We start from the raw sequence: 16439 nt of genomic DNA, 5'->3' as shown, positions 1-16439 counted from the left end.
ACATCACTTGATTCTCCGAACGTCTCTTGCTGCATCGCCATGGCGCTGCGGCAAGGACTTGGCTTGTCTGCTTTTTCTGTAACGCTATGAAAAACTACGATCTGATCGTCGTCGGCGCCGGCATTGTCGGCCTGGCCCATGCCTATACCGCTGCCGCGCAAGGCCGCTCCGTGCTGGTGATAGAGCGCGACGGTGCCTGCCTGGGTGCATCGATTCGCAACTTCGGCTTTGTCACCATCACGGGCCAGCGCGCCGGTGCCCATTGGCGGCGCGCCATGCGCTCACGCGATGTCTGGGCAGAGATTGCACCCAAGGCCGGTATCGATGTCCTTCATTCCGGCCTGTGGCTGACGGCGCGCCGTCCTGCTGCCGCTGCAGTGCTTGAAGCCTTTATGCACACCGAAATGGGCGAAGGCTGTGAGCTGCTGACGCCAGCCCAGGCCGCGGCGCGCCACCCGGCGCTGCGCACCGACGGGCTGCAGTCCGTGCTCTACAGCCCGCACGAGCTGCGCGTGGAGTCGCGCACAGCCATCCCGCAACTGGCCCTGTGGTTGCAGCAGGATCTGGGAGTGGATTTCGCCTATAGCGAAAGCGTGACGGAGGTGGCAACGCCGCGCGTGACCACCTCGCGTGGCCGCTATCACGCCGAACGTGTGGTGGTCTGCAACAACGCCGATCCAGGTGGACTGTTTGCAGGCGAATGGACTGACAACCAAGTGCAGCTGTGCCAGTTGCAGATGCTGCGCGTCAAGCCGCAAGCGGGCTTCAAGCTTGAAGGATCGGTCATGGGGGATCTGAGCCTGGTGCGCTACGAAGGCTATAGCGCGCTGCCCGAAGCCACTGCATTGCGCGCCGAGCTGGAGCGCGAGGAGGCCGAAAGCCTGAAGCACGGCATCCACCTGATCGCCGTGCAAAGCGCCGATGGTTCGCTGGTGGTCGGCGATTCGCACCACTACGGCAGCGCGCCCCAGCCGTTTGCCAGCGAAGCTGTCGACCAGCTCATGCTGCGGCATATGCACGAGGCGCTGCATATCGACAAGGCCCAGGTTGTGGAGCGCTGGACGGGCATCTACCCCTCCAGTGCCGAAGCCCCTTGTTTTGTCAAAGCGCCCGATGCCGCGACACGTGTGGTGGCAGTGACCAGCGGCTCGGGCGCGAGCACGGCGTTTGGTCTGGCCGAAGAAGTGTGGAAGGCCTGGTAGCGGCTACGGATTGAATAGCTGCTGGCGCTTGTAGGTTCTTGAATTTCAAGAAAATGAATTCAGAATCTTTATCTATCAAGTGTAAGTAGCTATCAAAGAATGAGCATCACTGCTGCACGAACAGCGGCGCAATCAGCATGACGAGCAGGATGGCGGCCAGTACGGCAAACAGGATCTTGACCCAGCTGTAAGGCCGCTCGCCCGCAATCTGACCGGTATAGCCATTGGCCACGATCTGGTAGGTCTTGCTGCCATAGGTGTAGCCGACCAGCCAGACCGGCACCAGCGTGTGCTTGAAGCTGCGGCCCGAGTATTGGCGCTGGACCTGCAGATTGCGTTGCGTGTCGCCCGGCACCTCGCGCGAGCACATGCTGCGCAGCTGGCTGTCCATGTCTTCTTCGTTGATTCTGGCGGCCTTGGATAGGTCCACCTGGTAGCGCTCCACTGTCCAGCCTCGCACGAACTCCGGGCTGTAGGGCTTGAGGTCGGTAGTGGTCGGGAAGGGCTCCACCTGGCGCAGCAGATGGGCGTGCACGCCCACGGTGCCCGGCACCAGCTCATCGTCGAAGAAATGCTGCAAGCTGCCCGATGCCGGCTCCCAGCGCACATGCTGGACCTGGCGGGTCTGCAGATTGCCGTTGCCGTCGCGATAGGACTCGGTGGTGTAGTAGTAATAGCCGGCCTCTGCCCACCACTGGGCGCTGGCATGGGCGTCAAAGGTCCAGTAGGGCAGATAGACGCCGTGCAGCGTGTCCGTCAGCGCGGCGCTCTTGAGCTTGCTGGGCGCAAACCAGCGGCTGCCATACCACTGGCGGATCTTGTCGCGAATCTGGCCGTCGCTGATCTTGAACGGCAGGATGCTCTGCGGCGTGATGGCGTCGCTGCGCTCCTCATGGGCGACGATGGCCGGCGAGCCGCAGAAGTCGCAGCGCTGGGCCACGTTCTTGCCGAGAAACACCGAGATGGCGCGGCAGTTCTGGCACTGCACCTCGTAGCGCTCGTCCGAGCCCCAGCCGCGACCGCTGGCCGGGTTGCGCAAGGCCTCGGCCAGATCCTGCTCCACCACGGAGCGTCCCGGCTCGGGCTGTGTCTGCTCGCTCCAGGGAACGACGGTGCCGCAGTAAGGACATCTGAGCGACTGGGCCTTGGCATTCCACTCCAGATTGCCGCCGCATTCGGGGCAGACATGCCGGCCCACCATGGAGGGAGGCGCCGTCTCGGAGACAGGGGTGAATGCAGATCCGGAAGAGCGAGAGGAGGAAGCGGGTGTGGCCACGGCAAAAACGGGTTCAGGCGGCAGCGGCGGCGGGATGGGTTTCGTAGAAGGTCACGCAGTTGCCATCCTCGTCGAGAAGACTGAATTCCTGGGTGCCCCAGGGCTGCTGGCGCAGACCGCCATTGGGGTGAACCGCGTGCTCGGCCAGACACTGCGCATGAAGGGCGGCAATTCCCGCCACCTGGATGCGGCAGCTGGTCTGCCTGGGAATCTCCGGGTCCTGGCAGGCCCAGAAATGCAGCTCCAGCCCGCCCAGCGAGACGATGGCGTACTCGCCGGGCTGGGCGTGGACGGTTCTGGCGCCCAGCACGCGGGCGTAGAAAGCCACGGTGCGCGCCATGTCCAGCGATGCCAGCACCGGAGTGGTGCTGATGAAAACCGGTTTGTGTTCATTCATGACGTGCACCCGATGCCATGGATTGGGGATCAGCCGCGCAGGAACTCGTCCAGCGCAGCCTGGGCGATGCGCCACTGGCTGCCGATCTGGCGGGCCTTGAGGTTGCCGGCCTGGATTTCGGCCAGTACGTCGGCCTCGGCCACGCCCAGCACCTGGGCCGCCTGGGCGGGAGTCAGCACCTGCAGGCCGGCGGCGGCCGGGGCGGCAGGCGTCTGTGCGGCTTGCGCCGCGGCCGGCGAGAAGGGGTCTGCCACAGCAGCGGCCGGGGCGCCTGCAGCGCCACCGCCCTGCATGCCCTTCATCATTTCCTGGGCCATGCCGAAGCCCATGGCCATGGTGGCCGGAATGGTGGCCGCCGCAGCGCCTTCGCCGCCATTGGCCATGGCCTGGCCCATCTGGTACTTCACATAGTCGTTGAGGTTGCCGATGGCGCCCATGCTGGAGCGCTTGTCGATGGCCTGCTCCACTTCGGGCGGCACGGAAACGTTCTCCAGCAGGAAGCTGGTGATTTCCAGGCCGTATTTCTCGCTGACGGCCGGGTTGATGAGCTGCAGCAGCGCGTCGCCCAGCTCGCTGTAGCGCTGGGCCACATCGAGTGCCGGCACCTGAGCCTTGGCCAGTGCCTCGGAGAAGATGCTGACGATGCGCGAGCGCATGGTGTCGGCAAACTCGTCGATGCGGAAGTTCTGGTCCGTGCCCGCCACTTCCTTGAGGAACAGGGCGGCGTTGGTGATGCGGAAGTCATAGGTACCGAAGGCGCGCAGACGGATCACGCCAAAGTCCTTGTCGCGCATCATGATGGGGTTGGAGGTGCCCCATTTGTTGCCGGTGAACAAGCGCGTGTTGATGTAGTAGACATCGCACTTGAAGGGCGAGTTGAAGCCGTACTTCCAGCCGCGCAGCGTGGACAGAACCGGGATGTTCTGCGTGGTCAGCAGGTGGCGGCCCGGGTTGAACAGGTCTGCGAACTGGCCTTCGGAGACGAACTGCACCTGCTGCGACTCACGCACGATGAGTTGGGCGCCGTTCTTGATTTCCTTGTCTTCATCGGGCCAGCGATACGACAGCGTGTCGCGCGAATCATCGGTCCATTCGATGATTTCGATCAGTTGCTTGGTGATGATTTTCATGAAATCCATGACGTGCTCCGAATGAGGATGACGGGAAAGGAATCATTCTAGGAGGCAAACCGCAGCAGCCGGTTCCGGGATGCATGGCAGTTGCGCGGAAATTGTTAAAAAGTGAGCGCACTGCGCTCGTTATCCAATGGTTTCATGGTCTATTGATGCTGAAACTGTCTATTCATGAGTGGTAAATGCTAGCGTTTTGCTTTTCACATTTTGAAATCACCGGCTGGGCCGTTTCGTGAAAATGCCCGCTGTGGGGCCGCGCAGACAGACTACGCCCGTGATCAGTGGCACAGACTTAGAATCTACCGCTTATGCGGTCGATACCGCCCAGAACACCTCTTAATGAAGATGCCGCCCGCAATCGCCAGTGATTGCTGACGCGCGAACGTATACAAGTCATGCTGACCTTCCAACAAATCATTCTGAAACTGCAGTCCTACTGGGCCGAACAGGGCTGTGCATTGCTCCAGCCCTATGACATGGAAGTCGGCGCCGGTACCTCGCACACCGCGACCTTTCTGCGCGCCATCGGCCCCGAGCCCTGGAAGGCAGCCTATGTGCAGCCCAGCCGTCGTCCCAAGGACGGCCGCTATGGCGAGAACCCCAACCGCCTGCAGCATTACTACCAGTTCCAGGTGGTGCTCAAGCCCGCTCCCGACAATATTCTGGAGCTCTACCTGGGCTCGCTCGAAGCCCTGGGCTTCGATCTGAAGAAGAACGACATCCGCTTTGTCGAGGACGACTGGGAAAACCCCACGCTGGGCGCCTGGGGCCTGGGCTGGGAAGTCTGGCTCAACGGCATGGAAGTGACCCAGTTCACCTATTTCCAGCAGGTCGCCGGCATCGACTGCAAGCCTGCCACCGGCGAAATCACCTACGGCTTGGAACGTCTGGCCATGTATCTGCAGGGCAAGGAATCGGTGTACGACCTGGTCTATACCGACGGCCTGTCCTATGGCGACGTGTTCCACCAGAATGAGGTGGAGCAGTCCACTTACAACTTCGAGCATTCGAATGCCGAGTTCCTGTTCAGCGCCTTTGCAGCTCATGAAGGCACGGCCAATCAGCTGATTGACGCCCAGCTGGCGTTGCCCGCCTATGAGCAGGTGCTCAAGGCCGCCCACACCTTCAACCTGCTGGACGCCCGTGGCGCCATCTCGGTGACCGAGCGCGCTGCCTATATCGGCCGCATCCGCAACCTGGCCCGCGCCGTGGGCAAGAGCTATCTGGACAGCCGCGCGCGCCTGGGCTTCCCCATGGCGCCCAAGGCCCATGCCGACGAGGTGCTGGCCGAGCTGGCCAAGGCCGCAGAGCAGGCAGCCAAGAAAGCCGCATAAGCGGCTTCAGGCCTCATTCCGACCCATATCCCAAAATTTCAGCGGCCAGCCTGGATCTAGCAAGCGCTGGCGGCTATCAAGATCATCATGAACGCATCGAATCTACTGGTTGAACTGTTTGTCGAAGAGCTGCCGCCCAAGGCACTGCAAAAGCTCGGCGATGCTTTTGCCGCTGTCATCTTCGAGCAGCTCAAGGCCCAGGGACTGTTGGCATCGACCGAGTCGCGCCTGACCGCCTACGCCTCTCCCCGCCGTCTGGCCGCGCACATCACCGAAGTGCTGCCCCAAGCCGAAGACAAGGCTGTCTCGCAAAAGCTGATGCCTGTCTCCGTGGCGCTGGATGCCGAGGGCAAGCCCACGGCGGCACTGCTCAAGAAACTGGCGGCCCTGGGGGCCGACGAATCCGCTGTGGCCGCTCTGAAGCGCCAGGGCGAAGGCAAGGCCGAAGCCCTGTTCTACGAATCCACAGCCAAGGGCGTGCTGCTGACCGACGGCGTGCAAAAGGCGCTGGACGAAGCGCTGGCCAAGCTGCCCATCCCCAAGGTCATGCGCTACCAGTTGCAGGACGGCTGGACCAGCGTGCACTTTGTGCGCCCGGCCCACGGCCTGGTCGTGATGCATGGCACCCAGGTGCTGATCGGCGTGAAGGCCCTGGGCCTGACCGCCGGCGCTGCCACGCATGGTCACCGCTTTGAAGCCGCTGTGGACCCCGTGGTCATCCAGAACGCTGACAGCTATGCCGAGCAACTGCGTGAAGAAGGCGCCGTGATCGCCAGCTTTACCGAGCGCCGTGCCGATATCGCCCGCCAACTGCAGGCGGCTGCCGAACGCATTGGCGGCGACGTGCGCCCCATCGACGACCCGGCCCTGCTGGACGAGGTGACGGCCCTGGTCGAGCGCCCCAATGTGCTGGTCTGCGAATTCGAGAAGGAATTCCTGGCCGTGCCCCAGGAATGCCTGATCCTGACCATGAAGGCCAACCAGAAGTACTTCCCGCTGCTGGACGCCAATGGCAAGCTGACTCATCAATTCCTGATCGTCAGCAACATCCAGCCCCAGGACGCGTCGGCCGTGGTCGGAGGCAACGAACGTGTGGTGCGCCCCCGCCTGGCCGATGCCAAGTTCTTCTTCGACCAGGACCGCAAGAAGACCCTGGCCAGCCGCGTAGAGCAACTGGACAAGGTGGTCTATCACAACAAGCTGGGCACCCAGGGCGAGCGCATTGCCCGCGTACGCGCCATCGCCAAGAGCATTGCCCAGCAGTTGGGCAACTCCGAACTGGGCCGTCTGGCCGATCAGGCCGCCATGCTGGCCAAGACCGATCTGGTCACCGACATGGTGGGAGAGTTCCCCGAGCTGCAAGGCATCATGGGCCGCTACTACGCCCAGAACGACGGCCTGGATGTGGCTGTGGCCGATGCCATCGAAGACCACTACAAGCCCCGCTTTGCCGGCGACGAACTGCCGCGCGGCGATGTCGGCGTGATCGTGGCCCTGGCCGACAAGCTCGAAACCCTGGTCGGCATGTTCGGTATCGGCAACCTGCCCACCGGCGACCGCGATCCCTTCGCCCTGCGCCGTCATGCGCTGGGCGTGATCCGCATGCTGGTCGAAAAGGATCTGGAGCTGGATCTGGAAACCCTGCTGGTCAGCACGCTGCCGGCCTTTGGCGACAAGATCCAGGACGCCACGCCCCAGCTGGTCGAATTCATCTACGACCGCCTGGCCAATATGTTCCGCGAACAAGGCTACAGCGCCCAGGAAGTGGAGGCCGTGCTGGCCCTGCAGCCCCAGCGCCTGTCCGACGTGCAAAAGCGCCTGGAAGCCGTGCGAGCCTTTGCGACCCTGCCCGAAGCTCCGGCCCTGGCCGCAGCCAACAAGCGCGTGGGCAATATCCTGAAGAAGGCCGAAACCGACATTCAGCCGCAGGTGAACGAGGGGCTGCTGGCGGAGCAGGCCGAAAAAGACCTGTATGCAGTGCTGCAGCAGGTGGCGCCCAAAGCTCAGCAACAGTTTGCAGCAGGTGATTACACCGCCAGCCTGCAAACCCTGGCAGCATTGCGTGCCTCGGTCGATGCGTTCTTTGAGCAAGTCATGGTGAATGCCGAGGATGCAGCGCTCAAAATTAATAGGTTGTCCATATTGAAAAATTTGCATATCGAAATGAATCGAGTAGCAGATATCTCAAGAATAGGCGCTTGAGTTAATGTGCTTTTTTGAATGGCATTGGAGTCGTACTTCCAATGCCATTTTTTTAAATTAAAATAATAATATCAAGTGAAAAATTTTAAAAATCTTATTTATTTGGTATGTGTGCAAGGCGCAAATTATGTAGCACCAATTGCAATAATGTATATCTTGACTAAGAATGCAAGCATAGAAATCTATGGAAGATTTGCATTCTGGTATGCAGTACTAGTCTATTTTCAGACCATAATAGATTATGGATTTAACTATACTGCAACGAGAGAAGCGGCCGCATTAGATTATAAAAGTGAAAATGAGAATTTATCAAAAATATTGTGTTATGTTTCTTTCTCAAAAATAATAATAGCTGCTTTTTTATTGTTTGCAATTTTTTCTTCCAGTATATTTTTTGATTTTAATCTGGAGTTGGCAATAATTGTATTCTTTGGCGCACTGTTCTCTTCATTGGTGCCGAACTGGTTTTTTCAAGGAACTCAAAACATAAAAAATATTTCTGTATTCAATATTTTCGGTAAATTATCCTTCATCATAATATCTTTTTATTTTATTGAAAACTATTCTCTGGAGAATATTTTTATTTCATATTTTTTATCTGCTTCAATACCTCTTATTTATTCAATAATATTTTTTAGAAAATTCAAATTAATAAAACATGACTACTTCAATAATGTTATCAGATACATTAAGGATGGTAGAAATATATTCTCTGCCAACGTATTGGCTGTTTTGTTAAGCAATGGAGGAGTAATTTTTCTTGGATTGTTTGCAGATGATAAAATTCTTGGAATTTACAGCTTCTGTGAGCGTATTGTCAAATCTTTTCTTGGTTTATTCTCTCCCCTGTTTACAGCTTTTTACCCCGTCTTTAGCAGAAAATTTGCGCTTGAATTTAATAATGGATTAGAGTTTCATAGGAAATTTTCAATAATTCTATTCGGGTCCTCGATAACATTCTTATTATTTGCCTACTTGATCGCTGATTTCTTTTTTACAGAAAATATCCATTACGATAAGCGCTATTTTTCTATATTGATGATTTGGGTGTTGGTATCATTAATGAATAATGCATTCGGAATACAGTTTTTGTGTGCATCTGGGAATGATCGGTTGTATGTCAAAGGAATGTTTTCAGCGTTTTTTGTGTTTTTATGCTTTGTGGGATTCAATTTTTTTGATAATCGAGGAATGCAAGTGGCATTGGCCACGTGTACTTCGGAATTCCTCTTGCTGTTAATTAATATAAAATATTATTTATTTGTCAGAAATAATAATATTCAAGTGTGAAGATGATGAAAAAATTCTTGAATCATAATTATTTTTTTATTTTTGGATGGGGATATTATCTTTTTATTCCTCCTATTTTAGGATGGCTAGGAAAATTTCATGATTATCCAGGATTCCACGAGTGGTACGTTGATTTCCATAAGCTAAGTCTTTCTCTGTTATTTGAATATTATTTGTCAATATTTTCTTTGTTGATTTTTTTTATGCTTGGTTCATTTTTTGGCGGCAATTTTAGGTTGAGGATTTACTTCCCTTTTGTTAAATATAATAGGATGTCAATTATTATTTCTGGAATATTATCTCTTTTTATTGTTTTGTATTTAATATGGAGTTCTGATGTTGTTTTATTTTCGGGGTATGAATTTTATGACTCTAATTTTTTAGGGAAAATTGCTACAATTTTCATTGTTAGTTGTTTCTTGTCTCTTTATTTTTTAGAAAAAAATATCGGGAAAATGGCGGTGATGCCTATTTTTGCCTCTCTATCAATTTGCTCAGTGGTTATGATTGGATTGGGTGCAAGAATGTATGTTTTGCTGCTGCTTATCTCATTTGCAATGTACTATTTGAAATACAAAAATGTTATTTTAAATATAAAATATATTATTCTCATGTCATTGATGCTTTTTTTAATATTGATGGTTGGAGTTGTAAGGGTTGGATTGGATCTGAATTTTGAGAACTTAATGTATATTCTATTTGCGGAGCCAATGTTTACCTGGTGGAGCGCACAAACATATATTTATAGCAATGATATAACTTCATTCTCTGTCCATCTCGATGGATACATAACTTCATTTTATAATTTTATTCCATCTTTTATTTTTGAAAATAAAAGTGAATTCATTGTAAGTATATCTGATTACGCCAATTTTTCTTCTCCATTAGGTGCGACAAGCCTAATTGTTTCATTATTGGGGAACTTCGGTATATTATTTTCGATGGTTTTTATATTTTTTGTTGGGTTTTATATTTCCCAGGTAAATTATTATTCTTATAAATCTTCATTTATTAAAATTTACTATATATTGATATGTTCATTGCTTCCATTTCAGTTTTTTAGAGATGGATTTGAAATACTGAATAAGCAAATGTATTGGAATATGTTAATCGTACCTATGTTTATTCTTCTGGGTGTTTATTTATTATCGTTCATGTTGAATTTTTTAAAGATTGGTAAAAATAGTAGTTAGTTGTTAGGCAATCCGGATGATTGCGCACGCTCTTGACGAATAGATCAGTTATTTTTATCTTCCAGTTTTTGAGCGCATGCACTGTGGCAATATTTCTCAGTGCCTTCTTGGTAAGTCTTGGTTGCACTGCCAGAAAAACCTGTGCAAGGTTTTCTCCAAATCTTCTGCATCGTTGAAATGATGTGAGCGCAGCACTTGGCTGAGCTGTCCATTGAAGCCCGTTGGTTTTCGGTGTCTTGGGCTTGGTCAGTCGGTGTTCGATACCCAGGCTTTGACACAGTTGATCGAACTCGTGGTCGCTTGTGGGAGGGCGGCAGCGGCTTCCAAACAGCCAGTCCGTAAATTCCTTACCGTTATTCGTCAGGATGGTGCGAATCTTGAACGGCGCAGCCATGCGCACTGCCGCCACGAGGAAGGCTTTGGCTGATGCGGCGGTCTTGTGCTGTTTGATGGCAATGATTACCTGTATTGACCCACTGAAAACCTGCTCAGGTGTTACCGTCGAGAGGATGACCCCATGAGTACGTTGATGGACGAAGAGATCAAGCGCTGGACCGCGAAGCGCAAGACGGCATTGGTACTGGAAATCATCTAGGGCAAGACCAGCGTGGCCGAGGCCAGTCGGTCCTATGACCTAGCGCCCTCGGAGATCGAGAGCTGGGTGGAGGACGGCCGTAAAGGAATGGAGAATGCCCTGAAGGCCAACTCGCAGGACGTGCGCGAGCATTACGAGAGCCAGCTGAAGGAACTCCAGGAGGCCTACGGCGAAGCGATGCTGGAGCTTTGTACAAGAAAAAATTGCAGTCGCCTGCTGGGCGAGGACGAGAAGTGATCGAGACGATCCGCCAGGGACTGCAGGCCGATGGCATTACCGTCTCGATCTCCAAGCTGTGCCGCTGGTTTGATGTGCCCAGGCGCACCATGTACTATCGCCCAGTCAAGGTTGCGCCGAAGTTGCAGGATCGATTGGTGGCGCCGATCAAGGCCATGATCGAGGAGAACCCATCCTTCGGCGATTGAACGGAGGCTTATCTGCTGGGGTGGGGTTCAACGAGAACATGATGCAGCGCATCGTCCAGATAAAAGGCTGGCAGGTGCGAAAGCGTTCGGTAGGCTTCAGGCCCAGGATCCAATACCTGCCCTCGGTGGCCAAGGCGCCGAATGAGCGCTGGGTCCCGACATGTGCCGGGCGGATGTGATGGCTGGGCCACGATGGCCCTGGCGATCGATTGCCATAGCCGGGAACTGCTGGGCTGGCACCTGTCGCGCAGCGGGAGATCCAGGACGGCGGAGTCAGCACTGGAACAGGCGCTGATCGAACGGTTCGAGACGCTCGGGCGCGTGCCAGCTTCGTTCCTACTGCGCTCGGACAAATGGGCTAGTCTTCACCAGCCGCAGCTTCACGGCCCTGGTCAGAAGCTATGGCCTGCGTCAGGAACTCATCACCCCGCACAGCCCCGAGCAGAATGGCTTGGTTGAGCGGGAGATTCGTGCGCTCAAGGAGCAATGCGTACATCGGCACCGGTTCGAATCGCTGCAGCATGCCAGTCGCCTGATCGGAGACTGGATCCACTTCTACAACCACCGGCGCCCGCACCAGGCGCTGAACATGAAAACACCCGCTGAGGCATTTGCACTAGCGGTCTGACTTGTGCATGTGCAGGTTCTGCTGGGTCGATACACGTATTCGCAAGCACCTCTACAGGACTCGGGACATGGCCGGGCCGATGTGTTTGGCTACATCGAGGTGTTCTACAACCGGTCACGCAGCTATAGTCATCAGGCTGGTATCAGCCCCGAGGTGTTCGAGCGCGCCCGGGCGTGAGGCTGGGAATTGTCTACTGGAGTGGGGGCAGTTAACCTAGCGCTTTGCGGTAGACATCCAAGGTGTGTTGGTGAGTTTTTCTCCAGTCATATTTTTTTGACAGCACAAGACCGGATTCTATTTTCTTCTGTCTATATTCTTTTTCAAAAAGTCGCTCGATATTTTTTGCAAATTCAAAAGCATCCAGCTTTTCAACAACTGTTAGCGATTCCTGGCCGACTTCGATCACGGCCTCGCACTTGCTGGTGACCACCGGACAACCTGCTTGCATGGCTTCGGCAACAGGAATTCCAAAGCCTTCATAAGAAGATGGATAAACCAAGCAAAAGGCCTGGTTGTATAAATGATTGATGGCCTCTTCGCTGAGGAATCCAGCATGCTCGATCCGGCCTTGAATGGAAGAGGGAAGACCTGATAGATCGCTTTCGGATAATTTCCCTCCACCAACACAGACTAGCTTGAAATCTTTCAGATGTTCTAGTGCTTTCGCTGCTACATGGAAATTCTTGTATCCGGACCTTGCCCCGATGAAAAGCAGAAAAGGCCGGTCTTCGGAATGGGAAATGTTCTCGGGCCGGTAGGTGTTTGATACGCCGTTATAGATGACATCAATCAATGATTCATCTATATGGGGTAGAAAGTGCAGAAGGTCTTTTTTGGTCGCCTCAGAAATGCAGATTATTCGATCTGCATTTCTGATAGATGAAAATTTTTGATATGAATGAACGAACTTCCGAAGACCATTGTTGTAATGTTCATAGACAAAATCATGAACGGTTACAATGTTTTTTATTTTTCTGTTTTCTGGATTTCTGTAGTATGTGGAGTGAAATATGTCAAATTCATCGGAATTTATCTTGCAATTTCGGTACCGCTCCAGAAATCTACTGTTTTCTGTGACTTCGGAATTGGAAGGAAATGGATTTTGTTTTTTGTCGTTGTAGGTTGTTATTTGAAAGTTGCAGATTTCATTTTCAAGAGTTCTGATAAGCTCATTGAAGTAGACACTGATACCTCCAAAATTTTGTATTGAATATACGATGCCATCAAGAAAAATTTTCATTTAACATCTGCCATATTTATCTGAAAAACGAACAATGTCATCTTCACCAAGGTATGGGCCAACCTGAACTTCAATTAGCTCGAGCGGAATTTTCCCTGGATTTTCCAGCGCATGAACGGCTCCAATTGGCAGATATATCGACTGATTTTCAGTAAGCAAGGTATCTTTACCATCCAGAGTAACCAAAGCCGTACCAGAGACTACGACCCAATGTTCTGCTCGGTGATGATGCATTTGTACTGAAAGCTTTGCTCCCGGATTAACTGTAATGCGTTTGACTTGATGGCGCATACCGGAGTCAACGGAGTCGTAATTTCCCCAGGGGCGATATACTTGACGATGTAATTGGGCCTCTGGCCGATTAGAGGATTTGAGTTGCTGAACTATCTGCTTTACATCTTGGACTTGCTTGAGGTCAGCGACTAGAAGTGCATCCTTGGTTTGAACCACCACTAAGTCTTTTACTCCGACAGTGGCGACCATGCAATTTTCAGCCAAAACCAAGGTATTGGCTGTATTGCATGCTAGGACTTCACCATGAAATGCATTTCCATCACTATCTTTGTCGCATACCTCCCACAATGAGGAAAAGGCACCTACGTCACTCCAGTTGGCAGAAAGTGGTACAACTGCCGCATGGGGAGTTTTTTCCATGACAGCGTAGTCAATGGAGTCTGAGGGGCATGCCATGAATGCCTCTTTTTCGATCCGTATGAAGTCGAGGTCAGGCTGTGAAGATTCGATGGATTTCTCGCAGGCTACGAGAATATCAGGACGATAAGCTGCTAACTCTTTTAGATAGACACTGGCACGAAATAAGAACATGCCACTGTTCCAATCATATTCACCGGTGGCCAAATATTTCTCGGCTGTAGTTAGGTCTGGTTTTTCCACAAAGCTAGCTACTTCGAAAGCATGTTCGCTTAAAGGCTTTCCTCGATGGATGTAACCATACCCTGTTTCAGGGGTACTTGGCACAATGCCAAATGTCACTAACCGTCCAGCATTGGCAAGAGGCAAAGCAGCATGCACCGCAGCTTGAAATGCAGGTACATCGCCAATTATGTGGTCGGCGGCAAGCACCAACATGAGTGGATCATCGCCATTACGTTGTGCATGCAGTGCGGCTAGCGCAATGGCTGGGGCCGTATTACGGCCAACAGGCTCTAGCAGAATGTTGTGTTCCAACTTGCCGACTTGGCGGAGCTGTTCCGCAACCAGGAAGCGATGCGATTCGTTGCTGATGACCAGGGGACACATATCGCTCAAGCCTTCTACGCGCGCTAGCGTCATTTGCAGCATAGAGAGGTCTTGCCCTGGAAGCGTCAGAAACTGTTTGGGATGCAGTTCTCGCGACAGGGGCCACAAGCGAGTACCGGATCCTCCGGCCATGACGATGGGGAGCAGCTCTGTATTTCGCATTAGGAAGCCCGTACGTTTTCGACATTTTCAAGATACCAGTCATACGCATTTCGCAGACCTGCTTCTAGAGGTATTGTGCTTTGCCAACCAAGGCCCTTAAGGCGCGACACATCCATGAGTTTTCGCGGTGTGCCATCGGGCTTGCTACTGTCAAACTTCAAACGGCCGGTAAAACCTGTCACTTTTGAGATTGTTTCTGCCAATTCGCGAATAGTGCAATCGACACCTGTTCCCACATTAATATGGGACAGCATGGGTTGAGTATGGGCATGGTAGAGGCTTGCATCCAGTTCCATCACATGAACCGAAGCTGCGGCCATATCATCAACGTGTAAAAATTCGCGCATGGGTGTGCCGGAACCCCATATCACTACTTCATTCGCCTTTGATATGGTCGCATTATGAAAGCGACGAATAAGGGCTGGAATCACATGGCTGTTGTCTGGATGAAAATTGTCATTCTGACCATACAGATTGGTGGGCATGACAGACCGGTAGTCACGGCCATATTGACGGTTATAACTTTCACAGAGCTTAATACCCGCAATCTTTGCAATTGCATAAGGTTCATTAGTCGACTCAAGCAGCCCTGTCAACAAAGCCTCTTCCTTCATTGGCTGAGGTGCGGCTTTCGGATAAATACAAGAGCTACCAAGGAATAACAGCTGCTGTATACCTGCCTCATGTGCAGCATGAATCAAATTCGCTTCAATCATCAGGTTTTCATAGATGAATTGAGCTGGGTATGTATTATTGGCGTGAATACCCCCCACTTTGGCCGAAGCAATATAAACTTGCTGAATGTTCTGTGAGGCGAAGAAATCTTTTACGGCCTGTTGATTGACTAGGTCAAGCTCATTGCGGATAGCCGTAATGATCTGGGTGTAGCCAAGCTCGGACAGTCGGCGAACAATAGCCGAACCGACCATGCCTCTATGGCCGGCGACGAAGATGCGGGCTTTAGTGTCTCGGGTCATTTCAATTTTCCATAGAGACCGGCACATGATGACCATGCTGCTTGAGCAAGGCATGTCGACGTGCGGTTTGAAGATCCTCGGCAACCATCTCTGCACACATTTCTTGTACGGTAATTTCTGGTGTCCAGCCTAGCTTTTCCTTCGCTTTGCTTGGGTCTCCAAGCAGCGTCTCGACTTCTGCGGGGCGGAAGTAGCGTGGATCAACGTGAACGATTACGTCGCCAACACTCAGGGCAGGAGCCTTGTCGCCTTCAATTTTTGTAATGACTGCGATTTCATCGACTCCACTTCCTTCAAATCGGAGAGTGATCCCGAGCTCTGCTGCTGACCATTGGATGAATTGACGGACCGAGTATTGGACCCCAGTGGCAATGACAAAATCTTCTGGCTGGTCCTGTTGTAACATCATCCATTGCATGCGCACATAATCTTTCGCATGTCCCCAGTCGCGCAAGGAGTCCATATTTCCCATGTAGAGGCAAGACTCAAGGCCTTGGGCAATGTTCGCTAAACCACGGGTAATTTTTCTGGTTACAAAAGTTTCCCCTCTTCGTGGGGATTCATGATTAAAAAGAATGCCGTTGCAAGCGTACATTCCATATGCTTCTCGGTAATTTACAGTAATCCAGTATGCATAAAGTTTTGCTACTGCATATGGAGACCGGGGGTAAAAAGGAGTGCTTTCCTTCTGTGGGATTTCTTGCACTAATCCATAAAGCTCGGATGTGGATGCTTGATAGAATTTCGTCTTCTTTTCTAAACCTAGCAGTCGAATGGATTCAAGGATCCGAAGTGTGCCTATTGCATCTACATCTGCCGTATATTCTGGGGATTCAAATGAAACCGCCACATGAGATTGCGCTCCAAGATTGTAAATTTCGTCAGGTTGAACCTGCTGAATAATACGTGTCAAATTTGATGTGTCAGTAAGATCGCCGTAGTGTAGGGTGAAGTTCTTATTGTCAACGTGAGGATCTTGATAAATATGGTCGACACGCTGTGTATTGAACAAAGACGCGCGTCGTTTTATACCATGTACTTGATAACCTTTTTCAAGTAAGAATTCGGCTAGGTAGGATCCATCTTGTCCTGTGATACCCGTGATTAGTGCAATTTTATTCATGG

Annotated in this window: 16 protein-coding genes and 2 pseudogenes; 9 read left to right on the top strand and 9 right to left on the bottom strand. The window is 52.2% G+C overall.

Features of this window, described 5'->3' with window-relative positions; genetic code table 11:
• Positions 1 to 86: 86 nt before the first annotated feature.
• On the top strand, positions 87 to 1202 hold the full coding sequence (locus tag Cth01_RS05930; RefSeq protein WP_045838741.1) for a TIGR03364 family FAD-dependent oxidoreductase: 1116 nt from the start codon (positions 87 to 89) through the stop codon (positions 1200 to 1202).
• A 106-nt stretch (positions 1203 to 1308) separates the two neighbouring features.
• On the opposite strand, the gene Cth01_RS05925 is transcribed toward Cth01_RS05930, so the two are convergent.
• From Cth01_RS05925 to Cth01_RS05915, 3 genes are all read right to left on the bottom strand, one after another.
• Positions 1309 to 2403 carry a TFIIB-type zinc ribbon-containing protein gene (locus Cth01_RS05925; RefSeq protein WP_045838740.1) on the bottom strand — a complete coding sequence of 365 codons (1095 nt, stop codon included), beginning with the start codon at positions 2401 to 2403 and terminating at the stop codon, positions 1309 to 1311.
• Between the two features lie 88 nt (positions 2404 to 2491).
• Positions 2492 to 2875, bottom strand: a complete 384-nt coding sequence (locus Cth01_RS05920; RefSeq protein WP_045838739.1) for a bleomycin resistance protein — start codon at positions 2873 to 2875, stop codon at positions 2492 to 2494.
• A gap of 29 nt (positions 2876 to 2904) precedes the next feature.
• Positions 2905 to 4014, bottom strand: coding sequence for an SPFH and helix-turn-helix domain-containing protein (locus Cth01_RS05915; protein WP_003068040.1), 1110 nt, complete (start codon positions 4012 to 4014; stop codon positions 2905 to 2907).
• 389 nt (positions 4015 to 4403) lie between these two features.
• Between Cth01_RS05915 and glyQ the strand changes: the two genes are divergently transcribed.
• The 4 genes from glyQ to Cth01_RS05895 all read left to right on the top strand — a co-directional run bounded on the left by glyQ (position 4404) and on the right by Cth01_RS05895 (position 10027).
• Positions 4404 to 5342 carry a glycine--tRNA ligase subunit alpha gene (gene glyQ / locus Cth01_RS05910; protein WP_003068041.1) on the top strand — a complete coding sequence of 313 codons (939 nt, stop codon included), beginning with the start codon at positions 4404 to 4406 and terminating at the stop codon, positions 5340 to 5342.
• An 87-nt stretch (positions 5343 to 5429) separates the two neighbouring features.
• A complete protein-coding gene (glyS, locus tag Cth01_RS05905; protein ID WP_045838738.1) occupies positions 5430 to 7544 on the top strand; it encodes a glycine--tRNA ligase subunit beta in 2115 nt (704 codons plus the stop codon).
• A gap of 75 nt (positions 7545 to 7619) precedes the next feature.
• Positions 7620 to 8834: an oligosaccharide flippase family protein gene (locus tag Cth01_RS05900; protein ID WP_072248226.1), complete on the top strand. Its 1215-nt coding sequence runs from the start codon at positions 7620 to 7622 to the stop codon at positions 8832 to 8834.
• Between the two features lie 17 nt (positions 8835 to 8851).
• The gene (locus Cth01_RS05895) at positions 8852 to 10027 is read left to right on the top strand and encodes an O-antigen polymerase (RefSeq protein WP_139032054.1); all 1176 of its coding nucleotides are present in this window, start codon (positions 8852 to 8854) and stop codon (positions 10025 to 10027) included.
• Here the strand turns inward: Cth01_RS05895 and Cth01_RS05890 are convergent.
• Positions 9987 to 10421: a hypothetical protein gene (locus tag Cth01_RS05890; protein WP_233425114.1), complete on the bottom strand. Its 435-nt coding sequence runs from the start codon at positions 10419 to 10421 to the stop codon at positions 9987 to 9989. The two genes, Cth01_RS05895 and Cth01_RS05890, sit on opposite strands and share 41 nt — an antisense overlap.
• 123 nt (positions 10422 to 10544) lie before the next feature.
• Between Cth01_RS05890 and Cth01_RS05885 the strand changes: the two are divergent.
• Together Cth01_RS05885 and Cth01_RS24245 are read left to right on the top strand one after the other, a co-directional pair.
• Positions 10545 to 10859 (top strand): annotated as a pseudogene (locus tag Cth01_RS05885) (DUF1153 domain-containing protein).
• Positions 10856 to 11047, top strand: coding sequence for a helix-turn-helix domain-containing protein (locus tag Cth01_RS24245; protein ID WP_072248224.1), 192 nt, complete (start codon positions 10856 to 10858; stop codon positions 11045 to 11047). The pseudogene Cth01_RS05885 and the gene Cth01_RS24245 overlap by 4 nt, the downstream one beginning before the upstream one ends.
• A 358-nt stretch (positions 11048 to 11405) precedes the next feature.
• Here Cth01_RS24245 and Cth01_RS24240 read toward each other — a convergent pair whose 3' ends face one another.
• Positions 11406 to 11570, bottom strand: a complete 165-nt coding sequence (locus tag Cth01_RS24240; RefSeq protein ID WP_233425127.1) for a hypothetical protein — start codon at positions 11568 to 11570, stop codon at positions 11406 to 11408.
• Here Cth01_RS24240 and Cth01_RS24235 point away from each other — a divergent pair.
• Together Cth01_RS24235 and Cth01_RS05875 are read left to right on the top strand one after the other, a co-directional pair.
• Positions 11499 to 11675, top strand: a complete 177-nt coding sequence (locus tag Cth01_RS24235; protein WP_233425113.1) for an integrase core domain-containing protein — start codon at positions 11499 to 11501, stop codon at positions 11673 to 11675. The genes Cth01_RS24240 and Cth01_RS24235 overlap by 72 nt on opposite strands.
• A 34-nt stretch (positions 11676 to 11709) precedes the next feature.
• Positions 11710 to 11852 (top strand): annotated as a pseudogene (locus Cth01_RS05875) (IS3 family transposase); the annotation flags it as partial.
• Between the two features lie 31 nt (positions 11853 to 11883).
• Here Cth01_RS05875 and Cth01_RS05870 read toward each other — a convergent pair.
• Genes Cth01_RS05870 through gmd form a run of 4 tightly spaced genes read right to left on the bottom strand, consistent with a single transcriptional unit; the run spans position 11884 to position 16437 of the window.
• On the bottom strand, positions 11884 to 12915 hold the full coding sequence (locus tag Cth01_RS05870; RefSeq protein ID WP_072248223.1) for a glycosyltransferase family 4 protein: 1032 nt from the start codon (positions 12913 to 12915) through the stop codon (positions 11884 to 11886).
• On the bottom strand, positions 12916 to 14337 hold the full coding sequence (locus Cth01_RS05865; RefSeq protein ID WP_072248222.1) for a mannose-1-phosphate guanylyltransferase/mannose-6-phosphate isomerase: 1422 nt from the start codon (positions 14335 to 14337) through the stop codon (positions 12916 to 12918).
• The gene (fcl, locus tag Cth01_RS05860; RefSeq protein WP_045838734.1) at positions 14337 to 15314 is read right to left on the bottom strand and encodes a GDP-L-fucose synthase; all 978 of its coding nucleotides are present in this window, start codon (positions 15312 to 15314) and stop codon (positions 14337 to 14339) included. The genes Cth01_RS05865 and fcl overlap by 1 nt, the downstream gene beginning before the upstream one ends.
• Position 15315: 1 nt before the next feature.
• Positions 15316 to 16437 (bottom strand): GDP-mannose 4,6-dehydratase, encoded by a 1122-nt coding sequence (gmd, locus tag Cth01_RS05855; RefSeq protein ID WP_045838733.1) that lies wholly within the window; start codon positions 16435 to 16437, stop codon positions 15316 to 15318.
• Positions 16438 to 16439: the final 2 nt, after the last annotated feature.

The organism is Comamonas thiooxydans (genome assembly GCF_000964545.1).
GTDB lineage: Bacteria > Pseudomonadota > Gammaproteobacteria > Burkholderiales > Burkholderiaceae_C > Comamonas > Comamonas thiooxydans.
This window is presented reverse-complemented; position numbering and strand designations above follow the sequence as displayed.